The 19,599-nt window shown below is 56.5% G+C and carries 17 protein-coding genes; 7 read left to right on the forward strand and 10 right to left on the reverse strand.

Features of this window, described 5'->3' with window-relative positions:
• Nucleotides 1-69 precede the first annotated feature (69 nt).
• Nucleotides 70-2,811 carry an inverse autotransporter beta domain-containing protein gene (locus tag QCD69_RS07430; RefSeq protein ID WP_301251573.1) on the forward strand — a complete coding sequence of 914 codons (2,742 nt, stop codon included), beginning with the start codon at nucleotides 70-72 and terminating at the stop codon, nucleotides 2,809-2,811.
• 139 nt (nucleotides 2,812-2,950) lie between these two features.
• Here QCD69_RS07430 and kduD read toward each other — a convergent pair whose 3' ends face one another.
• Together kduD and QCD69_RS07440 are read right to left on the reverse strand one after the other, a co-directional pair.
• Nucleotides 2,951-3,712, reverse strand: a complete 762-nt coding sequence (gene kduD / locus QCD69_RS07435) for a 2-dehydro-3-deoxy-D-gluconate 5-dehydrogenase KduD (RefSeq protein WP_301251574.1) — start codon at nucleotides 3,710-3,712, stop codon at nucleotides 2,951-2,953.
• A gap of 227 nt (nucleotides 3,713-3,939) precedes the next feature.
• Entirely contained in the window at nucleotides 3,940-5,145 is a 1,206-nt protein-coding gene (locus QCD69_RS07440) for an aldose 1-epimerase family protein (protein WP_301251576.1), read from the reverse strand.
• A gap of 347 nt (nucleotides 5,146-5,492) precedes the next feature.
• On the opposite strand from QCD69_RS07440, the gene QCD69_RS07445 reads away from it, so the two are divergent.
• Nucleotides 5,493-6,761, forward strand: a complete 1,269-nt coding sequence (locus QCD69_RS07445; protein ID WP_253456769.1) for a valine--pyruvate transaminase — start codon at nucleotides 5,493-5,495, stop codon at nucleotides 6,759-6,761.
• Nucleotides 6,762-6,811: 50 nt separating this feature from the next.
• Here the strand turns inward: QCD69_RS07445 and ibpA are convergent, their stop codons facing one another.
• Nucleotides 6,812-7,228 (reverse strand): small heat shock chaperone IbpA, encoded by a 417-nt coding sequence (gene ibpA, locus QCD69_RS07450; RefSeq protein WP_125289205.1) that lies wholly within the window; start codon nucleotides 7,226-7,228, stop codon nucleotides 6,812-6,814.
• 277 nt (nucleotides 7,229-7,505) lie between these two features.
• On the opposite strand from ibpA, the gene QCD69_RS07455 reads away from it, so the two are divergent.
• Complete coding sequence (locus tag QCD69_RS07455; protein WP_301251579.1) at nucleotides 7,506-7,883, forward strand: YceK/YidQ family lipoprotein; 378 nt, start codon at nucleotides 7,506-7,508, stop codon at nucleotides 7,881-7,883.
• Here the strand turns inward: QCD69_RS07455 and QCD69_RS07460 are convergent.
• The 7 genes from QCD69_RS07460 to dnaA form a co-directional block, all read right to left on the reverse strand.
• Nucleotides 7,855-9,129 carry a DUF3748 domain-containing protein gene (locus tag QCD69_RS07460; RefSeq protein WP_301251614.1) on the reverse strand — a complete coding sequence of 425 codons (1,275 nt, stop codon included), beginning with the start codon at nucleotides 9,127-9,129 and terminating at the stop codon, nucleotides 7,855-7,857. The genes QCD69_RS07455 and QCD69_RS07460 overlap by 29 nt on opposite strands.
• A gap of 90 nt (nucleotides 9,130-9,219) precedes the next feature.
• On the reverse strand, nucleotides 9,220-10,029 hold the full coding sequence (yidA, locus tag QCD69_RS07465) for a sugar-phosphatase (RefSeq protein WP_253456775.1): 810 nt from the start codon (nucleotides 10,027-10,029) through the stop codon (nucleotides 9,220-9,222).
• Nucleotides 10,030-10,072: 43 nt separating this feature from the next.
• Entirely contained in the window at nucleotides 10,073-10,357 is a 285-nt protein-coding gene (locus QCD69_RS07470) for a hypothetical protein (protein WP_301251581.1), read from the reverse strand.
• 26 nt (nucleotides 10,358-10,383) lie between these two features.
• Complete coding sequence (gene gyrB, locus QCD69_RS07475) at nucleotides 10,384-12,792, reverse strand: DNA topoisomerase (ATP-hydrolyzing) subunit B (protein WP_253456777.1); 2,409 nt, start codon at nucleotides 12,790-12,792, stop codon at nucleotides 10,384-10,386.
• A gap of 17 nt (nucleotides 12,793-12,809) precedes the next feature.
• A complete protein-coding gene (gene recF / locus QCD69_RS07480) occupies nucleotides 12,810-13,895 on the reverse strand; it encodes a DNA replication/repair protein RecF (RefSeq protein WP_253456780.1) in 1,086 nt (361 codons plus the stop codon).
• 146 nt (nucleotides 13,896-14,041) lie between these two features.
• Nucleotides 14,042-15,142, reverse strand: coding sequence for a DNA polymerase III subunit beta (dnaN, locus tag QCD69_RS07485; RefSeq protein ID WP_253456783.1), 1,101 nt, complete (start codon nucleotides 15,140-15,142; stop codon nucleotides 14,042-14,044).
• 4 nt (nucleotides 15,143-15,146) lie between these two features.
• The gene (gene dnaA, locus QCD69_RS07490) at nucleotides 15,147-16,532 is read right to left on the reverse strand and encodes a chromosomal replication initiator protein DnaA (protein ID WP_253456786.1); all 1,386 of its coding nucleotides are present in this window, start codon (nucleotides 16,530-16,532) and stop codon (nucleotides 15,147-15,149) included.
• A gap of 603 nt (nucleotides 16,533-17,135) precedes the next feature.
• On the opposite strand from dnaA, the gene rpmH reads away from it, so the two are divergent.
• Genes rpmH through yidC form a run of 4 tightly spaced genes read left to right on the forward strand, consistent with a single transcriptional unit; the run spans nucleotide 17,136 to nucleotide 19,520 of the window.
• Nucleotides 17,136-17,276 carry a 50S ribosomal protein L34 gene (rpmH, locus tag QCD69_RS07495; protein ID WP_003849659.1) on the forward strand — a complete coding sequence of 47 codons (141 nt, stop codon included), beginning with the start codon at nucleotides 17,136-17,138 and terminating at the stop codon, nucleotides 17,274-17,276.
• A gap of 17 nt (nucleotides 17,277-17,293) precedes the next feature.
• The gene (gene rnpA, locus QCD69_RS07500) at nucleotides 17,294-17,653 is read left to right on the forward strand and encodes a ribonuclease P protein component (RefSeq protein ID WP_125289198.1); all 360 of its coding nucleotides are present in this window, start codon (nucleotides 17,294-17,296) and stop codon (nucleotides 17,651-17,653) included.
• On the forward strand, nucleotides 17,617-17,865 hold the full coding sequence (gene yidD, locus QCD69_RS07505; protein ID WP_125289197.1) for a membrane protein insertion efficiency factor YidD: 249 nt from the start codon (nucleotides 17,617-17,619) through the stop codon (nucleotides 17,863-17,865). Before rnpA ends, yidD begins: the two co-directional genes overlap by 37 nt.
• Before the next feature lie 11 nt (nucleotides 17,866-17,876).
• Nucleotides 17,877-19,520 carry a membrane protein insertase YidC gene (gene yidC, locus QCD69_RS07510; protein WP_125289196.1) on the forward strand — a complete coding sequence of 548 codons (1,644 nt, stop codon included), beginning with the start codon at nucleotides 17,877-17,879 and terminating at the stop codon, nucleotides 19,518-19,520.
• Nucleotides 19,521-19,599: the final 79 nt, after the last annotated feature.

Genomic DNA, 19,599 nt, shown 5'->3' on the forward strand with positions numbered 1-19,599 from the left:
GGGCTCCCCTGAATTAATACAGCACGCTCACGCTGGCTGAAATTCTCTTTTATTTAATATAAAGAAACCATGAAAAATAAACCTGACCTTAATAAAGAAAATAAGTCGCCGTGGCGGCACCGTTTAACCTGGCTGACCGTAGCGATTCAGGGCGCTTTCCCGATTGCCTGTGCGTTTACGCCCGCGCTGGCCGTTGCCCGCCAGCATTTTTTGACGCAGTCGGCGGATGCCGTCGCTATCCGAACGCAGGTTTATACCCTGGGCCAGGCGGAAACGGCAGCGGGCGTGGCGCAAAAATACAATATGAGCGTGGAAGCGCTGCGCAAGCTGAACCAGCTGCGCACTTTCGCTCACGGCTTTGATCGGCTACAGCCGGGCGACGAGCTGGACGTGCCGCTTTCTCCTTTGCCAAAAGTGCACTGGCACAACGCCGACAACGGCCTGGAGATGAAAGCCGCCGGTCTTGCTACGCAGGCGGGTTCCTCGCTCGACAGCCGCAACGGCAACGGCGCCGCCTCTGCCGCCGCCAGCATGGCCGCAGGCGAAGCGAGCGAGCAGGCGCAGCAGTGGCTGGGCCGTTTCGGTACCGCGCGCGTGCAGCTGGACGCGGATAAAAACTTCTCGCTGAAAAACTCGCAGTTCGACCTGCTGCTGCCTTTAAGCGATCGTAGCGACCGCCTGATCTTCACTCAGGGAAGCTTCCACCGCACCGACGATCGCAACCAGGCGAATCTCGGTCTGGGCATGCGCCATTTTGGCCAGAATTTTATGACCGGCGCCAACGCCTTCTTCGATTACGATCTTTCCCGTCAACATGCCCGTTCCGGCATGGGCGTCGAGTACTGGCGCGACTTTATCAAAGTAGCGGCGAACGGCTATGTGCGGTTGACCAGCTGGAAAGACTCTGAAGATTTTTCCGGCTACGAAGAGCGTCCGGCCAACGGCTGGGATATCCGTACGGAAGCCTTCCTGCCTGCCCTGCCTCAGCTGGGCGCGAAGTTTAACTACGAACAATATTACGGTAACGACGTGGCGCTGTTTGATAAGGATAACCGCCAGAAAAATCCGCACGCCATTACCGCAGGCGTCACCTTTACGCCCTTCCCGCTGCTGTCGCTGGAAGCGGAACAGCGCCAGGGCAAAGCCGGAGAACACGATACGCGGCTGGGCCTGACGCTCAATTATCAGCTCGGGATGCCGTGGCGCAAACAGCTGGACAGCGATGCGGTAGCGGCGATGCGTAGCCTGGCCGGCAACCGCTACGATCTGGTGAACCGTAATAACAACATTGTGCTTGAGTACCGCAAACAAGAGACGATCAGGCTGAGCACCGCGAAGCTCATCAGCGGCACGGCCGGCGAGCAAAAAACGCTGAACGTTTCGGTCAACAGCAAATACGGCCTGGATCGCATCAACTGGTCCGCGTCGTCGCTGCTGGCTAACGGCGGGAAAATTATCGCTAACGGCCCTACCGATTTCAGCGTGGTGCTGCCGGCCTATCATGCCGACGCCACCGGTACCAACAGCTACACCCTCAGCGGCGTGGCGATCGATAAAAAAGGTAACGCCTCAAAGCGTACGGAAACGCAAATTACCGTCACCGAAGCCGCTATTAACGTTAACAGCAGTTCACTGCTGCCGGTCAGCAGCACGCTGGTATCAGACGGCCACGCTCAGCAGACGCTGACCCTGACGGTAAAAGACAGCCTGGGCAATCCGGTTGATATCAATGAAAAAGAGATTAGCGTGACCAAAAGCGCGCAGGCCGCCGACGATACCAAAGTGTCTGCCTTTACTCGCCAGAGCGCAGGCCGTTATACCGCCGTGGTGACGGCGGGCACGCATCCGGAAACGCTGACCATTACGCCTGTTGCCCGCAATATGACTTTTCCTGGTGCAACGGTAACTATCGCGGCGGATAACGCAAGCGCACGGCTGGCAAGCCTGACCGTGGTCAGCAACGATGCGGTAGCCGACGGTAAAGCAGCCGATCGGGTTACAGCGCTGGTAACGGATGCGCAGGGCAATCCGCTGGCCGGACAAACCGTAACCTTCAGCGCCGACAATAGCGCCGTCATCCCGCAAAGCGCGGTAACTGACGACCGGGGCGAAGCGTCCGTTCCCGTTAGCGATACCAAAACCGGCCAGAGTAAGGTTGTGGCGCAAATGGGCTCCGCCCGTAAAGAAGCCGAAGTGAATTTTGTGGCAGGCAAGGCGGCATCGGTTTACATGCATCGGGTCACGGGCCGCGCCGTTGCGGATGGTACAGATACCAGCGTGGTTGAGATCTTTGTAAAAGATAGCAACGGCAATCCCGTCACCAACAGAAAAGTCGCCATTACGGCCACTGACGACCGCGTCAACATTCCTTCTGAAGTTACTTTAGATAAATATGGCGCGGCGCGTTTCCCGACCTCCAGCAATCACGATGGCGGCTGGAAAGTAGAAGGAACTATTGATGGCCTCAAAGGCTCGGTGATTGTCTATTTTTACGCGGGCTATCCAACCGTCAATAACTCTTCTTTCACCGTAAGCGCCACGAGCGTGCCGGCTGACGGCGTCAGCGCCATCACGCTTACCCTCGTCGCCCGGGATATGCGCAATAACGCGGTGAAAACGCTGCCGAACTTAATTAACTTTGATACCAGCGGCCTGCCTGGCTGCCATATCAGCGCGGTTAAGGTCAGTGGTAACGTCTATACCGCTCAGCTGACCTCAACTAAAGCGATGAGCGGAAAGATTGCGGTTAATTTGATGCTTCGCCGTGGCGTGATGCCGATTAACGTAACTTTTACGCCTCCGGCCCGGTAATGTTGCCAGGGTAAGATCGGAAAGGCCCCATTTTGAGCGCGTACGCCAAAAACGGGGCCTTTCAACTGACCGGCTGGCGCGGGTAGCGCCGCAGACCAATAAAACCGTCCCTGACAGCTACCCGGGGCGGTTTTCACTTTTAACGAGCCAGCCAGCCGCCGTCTACGGCAATGGTGTAGCCGTTAATATAGTCGGCAGCCGGAGAGGCCAGGAATACCGCTGGCCCCATCAGATCGGCCGGCAGTCCCCAACGGCCTGCCGGGATACGCTCCAGAATATCGGCGTTGCGCTTTTCATCGGCACGCAGCTGTGCGGTATTGTTGGTCGCCATATAGCCCGGCGCGATGGCATTAACGTTAATACTGTGCTTCGCCCATTCATTGGCCAGCAGACGCGTCACGCCCATCACGGCGCTTTTTGATGCCGTATAAGAAGGCACGCGAATGCCGCCCTGGAAAGAGAGCATGGAGGCAATATTGATGATTTTCCCGCCCTTGCCCTGTTTGATAAACTGACGCGCTACCGCCTGCGACATAAAGAACACGGATTTAATATTCAGGTTCATCACGTCGTCCCAGTCTTTTTCTGAGAAGTCGATCGCATCTTCACGACGAATGATACCGGCGTTGTTGACCAGGATATCGATTTTGCCGTATTCCGCCACGGCTTTTGCCACAACGCCTTCAATACATTCGGTTTTGCCCAGATCGGCGGTCAGGCTGAAAAAACGGCGGCCCAGCGCGGTGACGCGCTCAATGGTTTCTTTCGGCTCGACAATATTCACGCCAACGATATCGCATCCCGCTTCCGCCAGCCCCAGCGCCATACCCTGACCCAGTCCCGTATCGCATCCCGTGACCATCGCCACGCGGCCTTTTAAATCAAATGCATTCAAAATCATAACTGCTCCTGTAAGCCAGAGGGCGGACTGCGTGTCAGAAGCCGGGAAAGTGGCCTGTTATCCGAGACAGGGCAGCCCTGCCCGGTTTTCGAGCGCACACTATAGCGGAGGGAAAAGCACGCACGCCGTGATCGAAATCAGGAAAAGGGGGATAATGAAATCGCTATTTATAAAAAATAAAACAATGTTTCATTTTAAAGGGCGAAACGGCGTCCGCCCTGGCTGGCTTATTCTACGGCTATCGGCGTTTGCTCCACGTTGATTTTGGTCTCGCCCTGAAGCGTTTTGATACGCTCTTCGACTTTTTGTACCGCGCTGGCATCCTTCAGCAGCGAATAGGTCAGCGTAAACTCCGCGCTCTGGCCCGGCTGCAGCTGTTTAACCCTGCCCTGCTCTTTTTCAATCGTTACCGGATAGGCATAGTTGGTGCCGGGCTCGATCCCCGTCACGTAGCCCTGCTTCAGCGTATCGGTGTTTTTCCACATCGTCAGCACCGGCAGCTGCCGCGTATCGAATTCGATAGCCGCGCCCTTGTCGCCTTTGCTGTTAACCACGGCCGCCACGGTTTTGCCATTGCTGTCGGCAATGGGCTGCAGGTTAAACACCATTTCATCGAAATCTTTGGTTGGCGCGCCATAGGTCTGCCAGTTTTCCAGCCCTTTTTTCGCATAGTCATTAAATGGCGAAACGGATTTTACCGGCGCCAGGAAACGGGCGTTTTCTTCCAGGATCGGCGTGCTGAAGTTGCTGTGATAGATAATTTCATAGTCGTGCGGGTAGTCAGCCTGGTTGGTCAGCACGTCGTGGAGGGTAAAGGAGTCCGCGCCCGGCACGTAGCGCAGCTCGGTCCAGGTTTCCAGACGCGCTTTTTTAAAGGTGTTTTCTTTCAGCAAGCCGCGAATACGGATTTCATGCGGCGCCTGGTCATCCACGATCACTTCCACTTTCGACGCTGGTGTATTGCCCGCTTTACCGTGCAGCGTGTAAATACGCCCGTCTTTGGTGACCGGATGGCCGGTCCACTCAAAGCCGCAGCGCACCATCATCTCGTTAAATCCTTCCAGCCAGCCCAGGCCGTTACGGCTTTCCAGATTGATATAGGCCGGGTTCACCACCTCATCAACCGGCGAATCCCAGCCCAGCCGCACGCCGTGACCGTTAACGTGCAGCAGATCCATACCGCGCGTCGGGCTGAGCGCGATAGTCAGGCCGTTTTTGCTGGTCAACGTCAGCACCTTCGAGCCTTCCTGCTTGCCGCCGTGCAGCACCTGCTGTTCCAGCGTAAAGGGTTCGCCGCTCAGCTTGAGCTGCCTGCTGTCGATCCGCCAGTCGCCTTTTTCCGTGCCCTGCGTATCGGTTAACACCCAGCTTTGCGCCGCCGCCTGCCCGCTGAACATTGCTATCACCGCGCCCGCCAGAAGAGTCTTATGCATTTTGTTGTCCTTGCTGAAATGATTAAGCTGAAGAGCAGCCAGCCTACAAAGCATGCGGTATCAGGACTGTGACTGGCGTCACCGCACGGATTTTTAAGAAATTTTTATCAATAAGTCGTGCAGTTCATCACAAATTATTAACTGAAATAGCCAGCTGACGGAAAAAAGCGGCAGGGCTAACGGCGAAAAAAAGCTAATCAGTTGAAACGATTCACCTTTAACCTTCGCTGCCTGCCTGACCACCGCCTGCTGTTGCTGGCCGACACGGCTGCCCGCTGACGTTGCATCACGCCTGGCGTGGCGTTAAGGTTAGCTTTCACTTGCCTACGATAAGCAGTTAATACGTTATGAGCTTTTCCGCTTTCGGTAACAAATTCACACGCGCCTCAGGGATCACCCGCCTGATGGAAGATATGGGCGAAGGGCTGCGCACGCCCGGTTCGGTGATGCTGGGCGGCGGTAATCCGGCCCAGATCCCGGCGATGAACGACTATTTTCAGCAGCTGCTGCAGCAGATGCATGACGAGGGCAAGCTGGCCGATGCGCTTTGCAACTACGACGGCCCAAGAGGAAAAAGCACGCTGCTGGAATCGCTTTCCACGCTGCTGCGCGACGAGCTGGGCTGGCAGGTAGGGCCGCAGAATATCGCCCTGACCAACGGCAGCCAGAGCGCCTTTTTCTATTTGTTTAATCTTTACGCGGGCCGCCGCGCAGACGGGCGCAAAAAGCGCGTATTGTTTCCACTGGCTCCCGAATATCTGGGTTACGCTGACGCCGGGCTGGACGAAGAGCTGTTTGTTTCCGCCCGTCCCGATATCGAAATGCTGCCTGAAGGCCAGTTCAAATATCACGTTAATTTTGAGCAGCTGCATATTACCGAAGATACCGGGCTGATTTGCGTTTCCCGGCCGACCAATCCAACCGGCAACGTGATTACCGACGAAGAGCTGATGAAGCTGGATGCGCTGGCGCAGCAGCATGAGGTACCGCTGCTGATTGATAACGCCTACGGCGTGCCTTTTCCCGGCATCATCTTTAGCGACGTTCGCCCGCTGTGGAACCCGAATATTATTCTGTGCATGAGCCTTTCCAAGCTGGGCCTGCCCGGCTCACGCTGCGGCATCATTGTTGCTGATGAAAAAGTGATTACCGCCATCGGCAATATGAACGGCATTATCAGTCTGGCGCCGGGCAGCATCGGCCCGGCCATCGCGCATGAGATGATCCAGCGTGGTGATTTGCTGCGCCTGTCGGAAGAGGTGATCAGGCCGTTTTATCAGGAAAGGGTTAAGCAGACTATCGCCGTTATCCGGCGCTATTTACCCGAAGAACGCTGCCTTATCCACAAGCCGGAGGGTGCTATTTTCCTCTGGCTCTGGTTTAAAGATCTGCCCATTTCGACGGAGATCCTTTATCAGCGTTTAAAAGCGCGCGGCGTATTGATGGTGCCGGGCCACTTTTTCTTTCCGGGACTGGAGCATGAATGGCCGCACACGCACCAGTGCATGCGCATGAACTATGTGCCGGACAGCGACAAAATTGAGAAAGGGATCGCCATTCTGGCGGAAGAGATTGAGCGAGCGCACAGCGAATCGGGCGGCAGAGCCCTCTGCTGATGCAAACGAAAAAGGCCGCACAAAGTGCGGCCTTAATTTTACGCGCGGTCTTATTTCAGAATTTCAATGCGGCGCGGTTTGTTGGCTTCCGGCACGATGCGCTCCAGATCGATATAGAGCAGGCCGTTTTCCAGGCGTGCATCACGCACGTTAACGTGCTCGGCCAGCTGGAATTTACGCTCGAAGTTGCGTTCCGCAATACCCTGATAGAGATAGGTTTTTTCCTGCTGCTCTTCTGGATGGGCGCCGCGCACGGTCAGCATATTGTCGTGAGAGGTGATCTCCAGTTCGCTCTGCGCGAACCCTGCCACGGCAATGGTGATTCGGTACTGGTTTTCCGCCACCAGCTCCACGTTATAAGGAGGGTAGCCGCCGTTGCTCTGACCCTGGTTGGATTCCAGCAGGTTGATCAGACGGTCGAAACCAATAGAAGAACGGTACAGCGGGGCGAGATCGAAATTACGCATGGTATAGCTCCTGATTATCAGCGAGGGTGTAATGCGACCTTCCACTATGGACAGATCGTCGGGCTACAAGCGGTATCCTGTCGGCATACGTTTTGTGACCCTGAACATAAAATGGTGACATTAAGATCGCTTTCAAGGGCCCGTTCAGGAAATTTTTCGGCCAATCCGGTGCGAATGTCATACACTCAGAAAGAGATTAATCGGAGCGTTAAAGCAGCGGGCACATGCTGATCATGATAAGCAGAGCGGTTTTGCCGCTGCTGAAGGGATAAAGAATATGATGGTACTAAAAAAAAGTCGTTTCGCTGGCCTGCTGGCCTGTCTGTCACTGGCCGGCACGGGTGGCTGCTCCAGCTTTATGTCCCATTCCGGCCCCGATCAGGGCTATTATCCCGGTACGCGCGCCAGCGCAAAAATTGTTAGCGACAGCGACAGCGGCTGGGTAATGCGCCCGCTGGCGGCTATCGACCTGCCTTTCTCCGCCGTGCTGGATACGCTGCTGCTGCCGTTTGACTACTACCGCTCAGGCCGCGATAAAACCGGCGATTCACCGCGTGAACGCGTGTTGCGCAGCGAGCAGCAGAATCATACCAGCGACAGCCTTTCGCAGGCCGCGCCGCTGGTGATCAATACGTCGCCTCGACATCAGCAATAAAAATCTGCTGAAAGCCCGCCACGTTACGCAAATAGGCCACATAAAGCCCGTCCGGCGAGCAGACGACCGCTTCCGGCGAAGGCGCTTCGGCGGTGCGGGCCGTCAGCCTCCGCATTTTACCGCTGCCCGTATCGCATAACACCACGCTGTTATCGTTAATAAAAGCCACCGACTTGCCGTCGGGATGCCAGCTGAAGGCGGACTGAATATCGCTGGCGGCGTGGGTGATCTGACGAGGCTTGCCGCCGCCGGGCGCGATGGTCCACAGCTGCACCACGCCTTCGTCGTCCTTCATTAAAAAGGCGATGGCGCGACCGTCGGGTGAGCTACGCAGCCAGTGACGCGGCGAGGTCGCCAGGCCCGGAAAGGGGCGATCGTGCGTAAAAGTCAGCCGACGCTGCCTGACGCCCAGCGGCGGAGCGGGCAGCGTGGCGGCGGTGCCAGCCAGCGGAGCGTCGCCTTCCAGCGCATAGTCGGCCATCTTTTCCGGCAGATCGACAATAAACACTTCCGGTACCTTCTCGCCTTTTTCGCTGAGCGTATCGCCGATAAACGCCAGCGCCCAACGCTGCCGGTGGCCGTCGCTTTTCAGGTAGCCCTCTTCGCCGATCCAACCCTCTTCATAGGCTCGATTGATCTCATCGCTGCCGGGCGTCGGCGTGGCGGTGGTGGCGCTGACCAGCACGCAGAAATGGCTGCCTGCATACTCTCGGGGATGCTGCAACGGCGGACAAACCGCATGTAGCGGCACGGCCACGCCGACGTTGCGCAAATCTTGTTTCACGTCCAGCTCGTGCATCACATGATCGTTATAGGTAAAACTCAGCCTGGTGCCGTCGGGGCTGAACACGTGTACGTGCGAGCCGCCGCGCAGCGCGCCGGGCGTAAAGGGCGGCGTAATATCGCAGGCGTCCATATTTTCCACCAGGCCGTTCTGAATAATAACGCCACGACGATGATGAAAGTCATAGCGCCACTGGCTGTCAGGATGTTCCGGGCCGTGAATGCAAACGTAGCGCGGCGGCAAATCCGGGCTGACGGTGATCACGCCAACGTGCGCGCCCGCCTGCGCCTGGTAAAGGATTTCCGTCTGGCCGCTGAGGTTAACGCGCTCGACGGTTAAGCTGTTGAAGGTGGAGGCATTGCTGCGAACGTCGTAGACCAGCCAGTGGCTGTCGGCCGTCCAGACGTTGATATTGGTGAGCTGGTGATTGCGCTGAGCAAAAGTGAGCTGTTTTTCCGTCATCATGCTTACCCTTAGCGAGGTTTGCTGCTAAGGGTAATGCATTACGCGCTTTTGCGGTACTGGCGCTTAAAGCGTGATACCGCCGCCCTGTCAGAGCGCGAATTTTTCGATAGCGTGCGCCACGCCGTCTTCCATATTGGTTTTGGTAACGAACTGCGCAATGTTTTTTACCTTGTCGATACCGTTGCCCATCGCCACGCCCGTGCCGGCGAAGGTCAACATCGCCAGATCGTTTTCCTGATCGCCGATAGCCATCACTTCATCGCGGGAAAGCCCTAAACGCTCGGCCAGCGCTTTGACGCCCGCGCCCTTATCGACTTTCTTATTAAGGATTTCCAGGAAATAAGGCGAGCTTTTCATAATGGTATAGCGATCGTAAGCTTCCTGCGGAATGCGGGTAATGGCCTCATCCAGCGTTTCTGGCGTATCGATCATCATGACTTTAGGGAAAGTGGCGGTTTTATCCATCTCTTCCACCGCGCGGTAGCGCAGCGGCATCCCGGTCAGCGAAGCTTCGTGGACGGTGTATTCGCTGATGTCCTTGTTGGGCGTAAACAGCAGCGATTTCGTCAGCGCCTGAAAATGTACGCCCAGCTCGCGCGCCAGCTTTTCCACATACAGGTAGTCGTCAAAGTTCAGCGTAACTTCCGCCACGCACTCGCCCGATTCCGCTTTCTGCACCAGCGCGCCGTTATTGGTAATGCAATACTGCCCTTCCCGTTGTAAATCCAGCTCCATCAGATAACGCTCCACGCCGATAAACGGCCGGCCGCTCGCCAGTACAATCGCTATTCCTTTATCACGGGCTGCCTGAATGGCCCGCTTAACGCCAGGCGTCACCTCATGCTGAGGATTAAGCAGCGTGCCGTCTATATCAATCGCAATCAGTTTTATCGCCATAACTTCCTCTTGAGCTTCACGGTTTCTTTCATGCTAACGCGATTCAGCCAGCCATGACCAGACGAATCACGCCCGGTAATTTTAAGTTCGATTTGGTAAATCTTCCGGTAAATGTGCTCGCGCTTACGGCCTTTGGGTGAAAAAAGCGGGAAACGGGCTTGTCAGCTAAGCCCTGAAAAGTAGCAGTAAAACCCTCCTGCCCATAAGCGCGCAGGCCGGAAATGAAAATAATGGTCAGTTTTATCAGCGCGCGTTTGGCGATCCGGCACAGCAGAAAAGCTGAAAAAAAAGGCAGATCGAACGATCTGCCTTTCAAACGCTGTTGCATGGCCGGAGGGCCTGCGTCCTGCTTTATCAGATATCGATATTGGCGGCTTTCAGCGCGTTCTCTTCGATAAAGGCGCGGCGCGGCTCCACCGCATCGCCCATCAGCGTGGTGAACAGCTGGTCAGCGGCAATCGCATCCTTCACCGTAACGCGCAGCATACGGCGGCTGTCCGGATCCATCGTGGTTTCCCACAGCTGCTCCGGGTTCATCTCGCCCAGTCCTTTATAACGCTGTACCGACAGGCCGCGACGCGACTCTTTCACCAGCCAGTCCATCGCCTGCTCGAAGTTAGCGATCGGCTGACGACGCTCGCCGCGTTCGATAAAGGCATCTTCCTCAATCAGGCCGCGCAGCTTCTCGCCCAGCGTACAGATCTTGCGGTATTCGCCGCCCGAGATAAATTCGCTGTCCAGCGGATAATCAGTATCAACGCCGTGCGTACGGATACGCACTACCGGTTCAAAGATATGCTGCTCGCGGTTCTGGCGCACATGGCTGGCATAGGTGCTGCCGTGCTGCTCGTTCTCGTTCAGGCGCGTCACCAGCTCGTCGATCCACTGCTGAACCGGCGCCTCTGCGGAGATATCGCTCAGCGTCGGGTGATAGATCAGCGCGTTCAGCAACGCCAGCGGATAGCGGCGCTCCATACGCTTGATCATCTTGCGGGTGCTGTTGAACTCGGCCACCAGGTTTTCCAGCGGCTCGCCGCCCAGCGCAGGCGCATCGGCGTTGGTGTGCAGCGTCGCGCCGTCCAGCGCGATGGCGATCTGATACTGATCCATCGCCTCGTCATCCTTGATGTACTGCTCCTGCTTGCCTTTTTTCACCTTGTACAGCGGCGGCTGCGCGATATACACGTGGCCGCGCTCGATAATTTCCGGCATCTGACGATAGAAGAAGGTCAGCAGCAGCGTACGGATGTGCGAGCCATCCACGTCCGCATCGGTCATGATGATGATGCTGTGGTAGCGCAGCTTGTCCGGGTTATATTCGTCACGGCCAATGCCGCAGCCCAGCGCGGTGATCAGCGTCGCCACTTCCTGCGAAGCGAGCATCTTATCGAAGCGCGCTTTTTCCACGTTCAGGATTTTTCCCTTCAGCGGCAGGATAGCCTGGTTTTTACGGTTACGGCCCTGCTTGGCGGAGCCGCCCGCAGAGTCCCCTTCCACCAGATAGATTTCTGACAGCGCCGGATCGCGCTCCTGGCAGTCTGCCAGCTTGCCCGGCAGGCCGGCCAGATCCAGCGCGCCTTTACGACGGGTCATTTCGCGAGCGCGACGCGCTGCTTCACGCGCGCGGGCTGCATCGATGATTTTACCCACGACGATTTTGGCATCGCCCGGATTTTCCAGCAGGTACTCTGCCAGCAGCTCGTTCATCTGCTGCTCAACGGCTGATTTCACCTCGGAAGAGACCAGCTTGTCCTTGGTCTGCGAAGAGAACTTCGGATCCGGTACCTTAACGGAAACCACGGCAATCAGGCCTTCGCGCGCGTCGTCGCCGGTGGCGCTGACCTTGGCTTTTTTGCTGTAGCCTTCTTTATCCATGTAGGCGTTCAGGGTACGCGTCATCGCCGCGCGGAAGCCGGCCAGGTGCGTGCCGCCGTCGCGCTGTGGGATGTTGTTGGTAAAGCAGTAGATGTTTTCCTGGAAGCCGTCGTTCCACTGCAGCGCCACTTCCACGCCGATGCCGTCTTTCTCGGTAGAGAAATAGAACGCGTTAGGGTGGATAGGCGTTTTGTTGCGGTTCAGGTACTCCACAAACGCCTTGATGCCGCCTTCATAGTGGTAGTGATCGTTCTTGCCGTCGCGCTTGTCTTCCAGCTTGATAGAGACGCCGGAGTTAAGGAACGACAGCTCGCGCAGACGCTTCGCCAGGATCTCGTACTCGAAATCGGTGACGTTGGTAAAGGTTTCGTGGCTTGGCCAGAAACGCACGCGCGTCCCGGTCAGGTCGGTTTCGCCGGTTACCTGCAGTGGGGCCTGAGGCACGCCGTGAACGTAGATCTGCTGGTGAACTTTGCCTTCGCGACGGATGGTCAGCTCCAGCTTTTCAGACAGGGCGTTAACCACCGACACGCCTACGCCATGCAGGCCGCCGGACACTTTATAGGAGTTATCATCAAATTTACCGCCTGCGTGCAGCACGGTCATGATCACTTCCGCAGCGGAAACGCCTTCTTCTTCGTGAATGCCGGTTGGAATACCACGACCGTCATCCTGCACGGAAACGGAGTTATCGGCATGGATGGTGACCAGAATGTCTTTACAGTGACCTGCGAGGGCTTCGTCGATGGCGTTGTCCACAACCTCGAATACCATATGGTGCAGACCGGTGCCGTCATCCGTATCGCCGATATACATACCCGGGCGCTTGCGTACCGCATCCAGCCCTTTCAGAACTTTGATACTTGAGGAGTCATAAGAATTCGACATCAACGTTTCTCGCTCGTTTAATCTTCAGGTTGAACCGCTATTTTACCCTGTTCCACGTGGAACATCTTGCCCTTTTCGTCAGCCATGTCGAACACATGATCGGCACTAATAGCGCTGACAAAAACCTGGGCTCGAGTGGCCTTTAAGCGCGATGCCAACAGGTGGCGCCGCGTCTCATCCAGCTCGGAGGCAAAATCATCTATCAGATACAGGCAGCGTCGCCCGTTCTGTCGGGTGAGAAACTCACCCTGCGCCAGCCTCAGGGCGCACATCAACAGCTTTAACTGGCCGCGCGACAGCAGATCCTCCACCGGCGTGCCGTCGGCGCGAATGCGGAAGTCCGCTTTGTGCGGGCCGCTGGCCGTGTAGGTTAAGGCGCGATCGCGCTCAAACTGACGCTCCAGCAGATCGCGATAGTCCGTTTCTTTATCCCAGCCACGCTGGAAAGAGAAATTCAGCGCAAACTCAGGCAGAAACTGCGCGCAGGTGGCGGTGATATCCTCAGCAATGGCTTCGCTGTAGGCGGCGCGCCACTGGCTTATCTGCTCCGCCAGCGGCGCCAGCTCCTGATCCCAGGCGCGGATCTGCTGGTAGCGCGTGACCTGGCGCAGCGCCGCGTTGCGCTGCTTCAGCAGCCGCCGCAGGTTGCTCCAGGCGGTGAAAAAGCCCGGTTCGTTATGAAAACAACCCCAGTCGATATAGGCGCGCCGGTACTTCGGGCCGCCGTTAAGCAGCGTAAAGCCTTCCGGCGTAATCAGCTGCATCGGCAGCATCTGCGCCAGCTCGGCCACTTTATGACCATCGGTGCCGTCAACCCGCACCTTGCTGTCGCCCGCACGATTTTTGGTCAGGCCGACGGTGGTTTCACGCTCGGCCCCTTCAATGCGGCCGTGCAGAATAAAAGCGTCCTGCTCGTGGCGGATCACTCTGCCTGCCTGCAAACTGCGGAAAGCGCGGCCGTGGCCCAGCGTATAGATAGCTTCCAGCACGCTGGTTTTGCCGCTGCCGTTAGCGCCGACCAGAAAGTTGAAGCCGGGCGCCAGCGCCAGATCGGCATTTTCAATGTTGCGAAAATCTTTGATAAGCAGGCGGGTTAAAGCCATAAGTGGAGTCATTCCGCGGGCAGTAGATCGGATAAAACGGCACGTGCTGTTATACAAGGCCAGAGCGTTACGGTGCGGGCGAGCCGCCGCCGCGTGAAAGCACGCGAGGGCGGCGGGCGCCGGACCAAGTCAGCCCGATAATTTTACTACAAACGCATTGGCATGACGACATAGGCCGCCGACTGGCTGGCCGCGTCTTCAATCTGCACGCTGGAAACGGAGTCGGTCAGCAGCAGACGTACGTTTTCGCACTTCAGCGCGTTAAGCACGTCCAGCACGTAGCTGACGTTAAAGCCGATTTCGAGATCGGTGCCGCCATAAGTGACGTCCAGGATCTCTTCCGCTTCTTCCTGTTCCGGGTTGTTGGCGGTAATTTTCAGCTGATTTTCGCTGATATACAGGCGAACGCCACGGAACTTCTCGTTAGAGAGGATTGCCGCGCGCGAAAAAGCCTGCTTCAGCAGATCGCAGCCGGCATCCAGCGTTTTGTCCGGGTTTTTCGGCAGCACGCGACGATAGTCCGGGAAGCGGCCATCCACCAGCTTGGAGGTGAAGATAAAGTCGCCGACGTGCGCGCGAATATTGTTGCTGCCGATCTGCACCTGTAACGGCGTCTCGCCGCCGTCCAGCAGGCGCACCAGCTCAATCACGCCCTTACGCGGCACGATCACCGAATGATTGGGCAGCGACTGGCCTACCGGCATCGAGCAAACCGCCAGACGGTGGCCGTCGGTGGCGACGGTGCGCAGCTCTTCGCCTTCCGTTTCAAACAGCATCCCGTTCAGGTAGTAGCGTACGTCCTGATGGGCCATAGAAAACTGGGTGGCTTCGATCAGGCGCTTCATCGTGGCCTGCGGCAGCGTGAATTCCACCTCGCTTTGCCAGTCGTCCAGGTTCGGGAAGTCGCTGGCCGGCAGCGTGGAAAGCGAGAAGCGGCTGCGGCCGGAGCGCACCAGCATTCTTTCGCCATCCAGGATCACCGTGATCTCTGCGCCTTCAGGCAGACCGCGGCAGATATCGAAAAATTTACGCGCGGGCACGGTGGTCGCGCCCGGCTCGTGATCCTGCGTCAGCGCGACGCGGGCCACCATTTCCATCTCTAAGTCCGTTCCCGTCAGCAGCAGGCTGCCGTCGTTAACCTGTAAAAGCAGGTTGCCGAGGATCGGCAGCGTCGGCCGGCCGCCCAGCGGGCTGCTGACCTGCTGTAAAGGTTTAAGTAACTGCTCACGTTCAACAATAAATTTCATAGCGTCAGGAAGATAATGTTCTGATTAGATTTGAGAAATCTTCTTTAATATCGTGACTCTCTTCACGCAGCTGCTCGATCTTGCGACAGGCGTGCAGCACCGTAGTATGGTCACGACCCCCGAAAGCGTCGCCGATTTCCGGCAAGCTGTGGTTGGTCAGCTCTTTCGCCATCGCCATCGCCATCTGGCGAGGACGCGCGACGGAGCGCGAACGCCGCTTGGAAAGCAGGTCGGCTACCTTAATCTTGTAATATTCCGCCACCGTCTTCTGGATATTATCGATGGTGACCAGCTTTTCCTGCAGCGCCAGCAGATCGCGCAGCGCTTCACGCACAAAGTCGATGGTGATGGCGCGGCCGGTAAAGTTGGCGTTGGCGATCACGCGGTTCAGCGCGCCTTCCAGCTCACGCACGTTGGACCGCAGGCGCTTGGCAATAAAGAAGGCGACCTCGCCCGGCAGGCGAATATCGTTTTCATCCGCCTTTTTCATCAGGATAGCCACGCGGGTTTCCAGCTCTGGCGGCTCGATCGCCACCGTCAGGCCCCAGCCAAAGCGGGATTTCAGACGATCTTCGACGCCGTTGATCTCTTTAGGATAGCGATCCGACGTCAGGATGATCTGCTGATTGCCTTCCAGCAGCGCGTTGAAGGTGTGGAAAAACTCCTCCTGCGAGCGCTCCTTGTTGGCGAAAAACTGAATATCATCGATCAGCAGCGCGTCTACCGAACGGTAGTAGCGCTTAAATTCTTCAATGGCGTTGTTTTGCAGCGCCTTCACCATGTCCTGCACAAAACGTTCCGAGTGCATATAGACCACTTTGGCGTTGGGCTTGCGCGCCATAATGCCGTTACCCACAGCATGCAGCAGGTGAGTTTTCCCCAGGCCAGTGCCGCCATAGAGGAACAGAGGGTTATAGGCGCCGCCGGGGTTGTCGGCGACCTGACGAGCGGCCGCACGCGCCAGCTGGTTCGATTTACCTTCAACGAAGTTATCGAAGTTATGCTTGGTGTTCACGTTTGAACGATACGACAGTTCCGCAGGCGCAGGCATGCTGTCCCAGCTTGGACGTACCGGTGCCGGTCGGTTCATCGGCGGCGGCGCGCTGGCGCTGCTCATCACCGGCTGGCTGACCGGACGCGTTACCGGCTTGCTGCCGACTTCAAAGCGCAGCAGCGGCACATCGGCGCCGCAAAAGTCATTAAGCAGCGCATTGATATTGTTAAGGTATTTGTCACGAACCCAGTCGAGCACAAAGCGGTTTGGTGCATACAGGGCCAGGGTGTTGTCGTTCAATTCAGCCTGGAGCGGACGTATCCACATGCTGAATTCGGTGGCAGGTAGTTCATCCTGCAAACGGGCAAGACACTGTTGCCAAAGCGTAAGTGACACGGCGGACTCCACTCGAAAATATTCGATAAGAAAAAAGGCGCTGAAGCGATAAATTCATCATTGTTGACGCATGCAGATGACGCACATACGAACCGCTGTCCGCGGTTTCTCCGCCGCTGACTGACCCGAAGGATCGCTAACGGAAGGGCGGATCATAGCGCAAAGCGCAGCAGAGATCTTCACTTTCTACACAGTTTTGTTCCAATTTATCCACAGGGCAAAGCGCGCAGGGACAAGTTTACTCGTTCGCGCTCAAAAGACATTCAGGATCCTGCGCATAAGATGAAAATTTAAGGCGCCGTCACGTTATTTACGCAACGCGCTTGCAATAAGATCGGCGGAAGATCCTGAACGATCCTTGCGCTTTACGACAGAGGCCGTATAATTCGTGCCCCGGCGTGTTGCGCTCTGGCCCGTACCGGCTGGTTTTGCGGTCGAACGGGATATCCAGACGCGCCTTTAAAAGCGAAGTAAATTGACTCCGGACTGTACAATTATTACAATCCCGCCTCTTTATTAAAGATACACTGAGGCGTCGGTTGGTTTTCGGACCTTTCAAGCGCGTCACTAAGTGAAATTTTCCAAGTTTAGGTAGAAATCGCCATGAAACGCACTTTTCAACCGTCCGTACTGAAGCGCAACCGTTCACATGGTTTCCGTGCTCGTATGGCAACAAAAAATGGTCGTCAGGTTCTGGCACGTCGTCGTGCTAAAGGCCGTTCACGTCTGACCGTTTCTAAGTAATAAAAGCTAACCGCTGAGTGGTTAAGCTCGCATTTCCCAGGGAGTTACGTTTGTTAACTCCCACTCATTTCACTTTCGTCTTCCAGCAGCCACAAAGAGCCGGTACGCCGCAAATCACCATCCTCGGCCGCCTTAACTCGCTGGGGCATCCCCGCATCGGTCTTACCGTCGCCAAAAAACATGTTAAGCGCGCACATGAACGCAACCGGATCAAGCGATTGACCCGCGAAAGCTTTCGTCTGCGTCAGCACGACCTGCCCGCTATGGATTTTGTAGTGGTGGCGAAAAAAGGCGTGGCCGATCTGGATAACCGTGCGCTGATGGAAGCGTTGGAGAAGATGTGGCGTCGTCACTGTCGCCTGGCTCGCGGCTCCTGATTGCGCTGATCCGCGTTTATCAACGCGCGATCAGCCCGCTTTTAGGACCCCACTGTCGTTTCCACCCAACCTGTTCGCAATACGGTATTGAGGCATTGCGCAGGTTTGGTGTGGTAAAAGGCAGTTGGTTGACGATGAAACGCGTATTAAAATGCCACCCTTTGAACCCGGGTGGTGACGATCCGGTGCCGCCAAAAACCGACGATAACTGAGAACATTAACGATGGATTCGCAACGCAATCTTTTTCTCATCGCTTTTCTGTTCGTGTCTTTTATGATCTGGCAGACCTGGCAGACGGACCATGCTCCGCAGCCGCAGCAAACCCAGACCACGCAAAACACGACAGCAGCCGGTGATGCCGCAAACCAGGGTGTACCCGCCAGCGGCCAGGGCAAAACGATCACCGTTAAGACTGACGTCCTGTCTTTACAGATCAATACTCGCGGTGGCGATATTGAGCAGGCGCAGCTGCTGACTTACCCGGACAAACTGGGTTCTTCACAGCCTTTCCAGCTGCTGGAAACCTCGCCAGGCTTTCTCTATCAGGCACAAAGCGGCCTGACCGGACGCAACGGCCCGGATAACCCGGCCAACGGCGCCCGCCCGCTTTACACCACGACCCAGGACAGCTTTGAGCTGGCTGACGGCGCGAGCGAGCTGCGTATTCCAATGACCTTTACGGCGGAAAACGGCGCGACCTATACCAAAACCTTCGTGCTGAAGCGCGGCGAGTTTGCCATCGACGTCGATTACCAGATCAACAACACTACCCAGCAGCCGCTGGAAGTGGCGATGTTCGGCCAGCTGAAGCAGACTATCGATCTGCCTAAGCATCGCGATACCGGCAGCAATAACTTTGCGTTGCACACCTTCCGTGGCGCGGCTTACTCCAGCAGTGAGACCAACTACGAGAAGTACAAGTTCGATAAAATCAGCGATAACGAAAACCTGAGCGTCAATACCAACAACGGTTGGGTGGCGATGCTGCAGCAGTACTTCGCTACCGCCTGGGTGCCGCGCACCAACGGCGCCAACACGCTGTACACCAGCAATCTGGGTAACGGCATCGCTGCGGTAGGCTACAAGTCTACGCCGGTTTCCGTTGCGGCAGGCGCGCAGCAGAACCTCAACGCCACGCTGTGGGTTGGCCCGGAAATTCAGGATAAAATGGCGGCTATCGCCCCACACCTGGATCTGACCGTGGACTACGGCTGGCTGTGGTTTATCTCTCAGCCGCTGTTTAAGCTGCTGAAGTTCCTGCACAGCTTTATCGGTAACTGGGGCTTCTCCATTATCGTCATCACCTTTATCGTGCGCGGCATCATGTACCCGCTGACCAAAGCGCAGTACACCTCGATGGCTAAGATGCGTATGCTGCAGCCGAAGATTCAGGCGATGCGCGAGCGCTTAGGCGACGACAAGCAGCGCATGAGCCAGGAAATGATGGCGCTGTATAAAGCAGAGAAGGTGAATCCGCTGGGCGGCTGTCTGCCGCTGGTTATCCAGATGCCGATCTTCCTTGCGCTGTACTACATGCTGATGGGCTCTATCGAGCTGCGTCATGCGCCGTTCGCGCTGTGGATCCATGACCTTTCTGCTCAGGACCCGTACTACATCCTGCCGATCCTGATGGGCGTGACGATGTTCTTCATTCAGAAGATGTCGCCGACCACCGTGACCGACCCGATGCAGCAGAAGATCATGACCTTTATGCCGGTTATCTTCACCGTGTTCTTCCTGTGGTTCCCGTCTGGTCTGGTGCTGTACTACATCGTCAGCAACCTGGTGACCATTCTGCAGCAGCAGCTGATCTACCGCGGGCTGGAAAAACGCGGTCTGCACAGCCGCGACAAGAAAAAAGCTTAACCGACATCCCGTCGCCAACGGCGCGGACAAGGGTTATCATAAGGCGGTCAACTGACCGCCTTATTTTTTTGCCTTAAAA

The organism is Erwinia sp. PsM31, from assembly GCF_030433775.1.
GTDB lineage: Bacteria > Pseudomonadota > Gammaproteobacteria > Enterobacterales > Enterobacteriaceae > Erwinia > Erwinia aeris.

Coding starts and splice junctions, on each gene's coding strand:
- QCD69_RS07430 (WP_301251573.1), top strand. CDS start 70: ATGAAAAATAAACCTGACCTTAATAAAGAAAATAAGTCGCCGTGGCGG.
- rpmH (WP_003849659.1), top strand. CDS start 17,136: ATGAAACGCACTTTTCAACCGTCCGTACTGAAGCGCAACCGTTCACAT.
- QCD69_RS07460 (WP_301251614.1), bottom strand. CDS start 9,129: ATGACGGAAAAACAGCTCACTTTTGCTCAGCGCAATCACCAGCTCACC.
- yidA (WP_253456775.1), bottom strand. CDS start 10,029: ATGGCGATAAAACTGATTGCGATTGATATAGACGGCACGCTGCTTAAT.
- QCD69_RS07440 (WP_301251576.1), bottom strand. CDS start 5,145: ATGCATAAGACTCTTCTGGCGGGCGCGGTGATAGCAATGTTCAGCGGG.
- gyrB (WP_253456777.1), bottom strand. CDS start 12,792: ATGTCGAATTCTTATGACTCCTCAAGTATCAAAGTTCTGAAAGGGCTG.
- dnaN (WP_253456783.1), bottom strand. CDS start 15,142: ATGAAATTTATTGTTGAACGTGAGCAGTTACTTAAACCTTTACAGCAG.
- ibpA (WP_125289205.1), bottom strand. CDS start 7,228: ATGCGTAATTTCGATCTCGCCCCGCTGTACCGTTCTTCTATTGGTTTC.
- yidC (WP_125289196.1), top strand. CDS start 17,877: ATGGATTCGCAACGCAATCTTTTTCTCATCGCTTTTCTGTTCGTGTCT.
- kduD (WP_301251574.1), bottom strand. CDS start 3,712: ATGATTTTGAATGCATTTGATTTAAAAGGCCGCGTGGCGATGGTCACG.
- QCD69_RS07455 (WP_301251579.1), top strand. CDS start 7,506: ATGATGGTACTAAAAAAAAGTCGTTTCGCTGGCCTGCTGGCCTGTCTG.
- recF (WP_253456780.1), bottom strand. CDS start 13,895: ATGGCTTTAACCCGCCTGCTTATCAAAGATTTTCGCAACATTGAAAAT.
- QCD69_RS07470 (WP_301251581.1), bottom strand. CDS start 10,357: ATGCAACAGCGTTTGAAAGGCAGATCGTTCGATCTGCCTTTTTTTTCA.
- QCD69_RS07445 (WP_253456769.1), top strand. CDS start 5,493: ATGAGCTTTTCCGCTTTCGGTAACAAATTCACACGCGCCTCAGGGATC.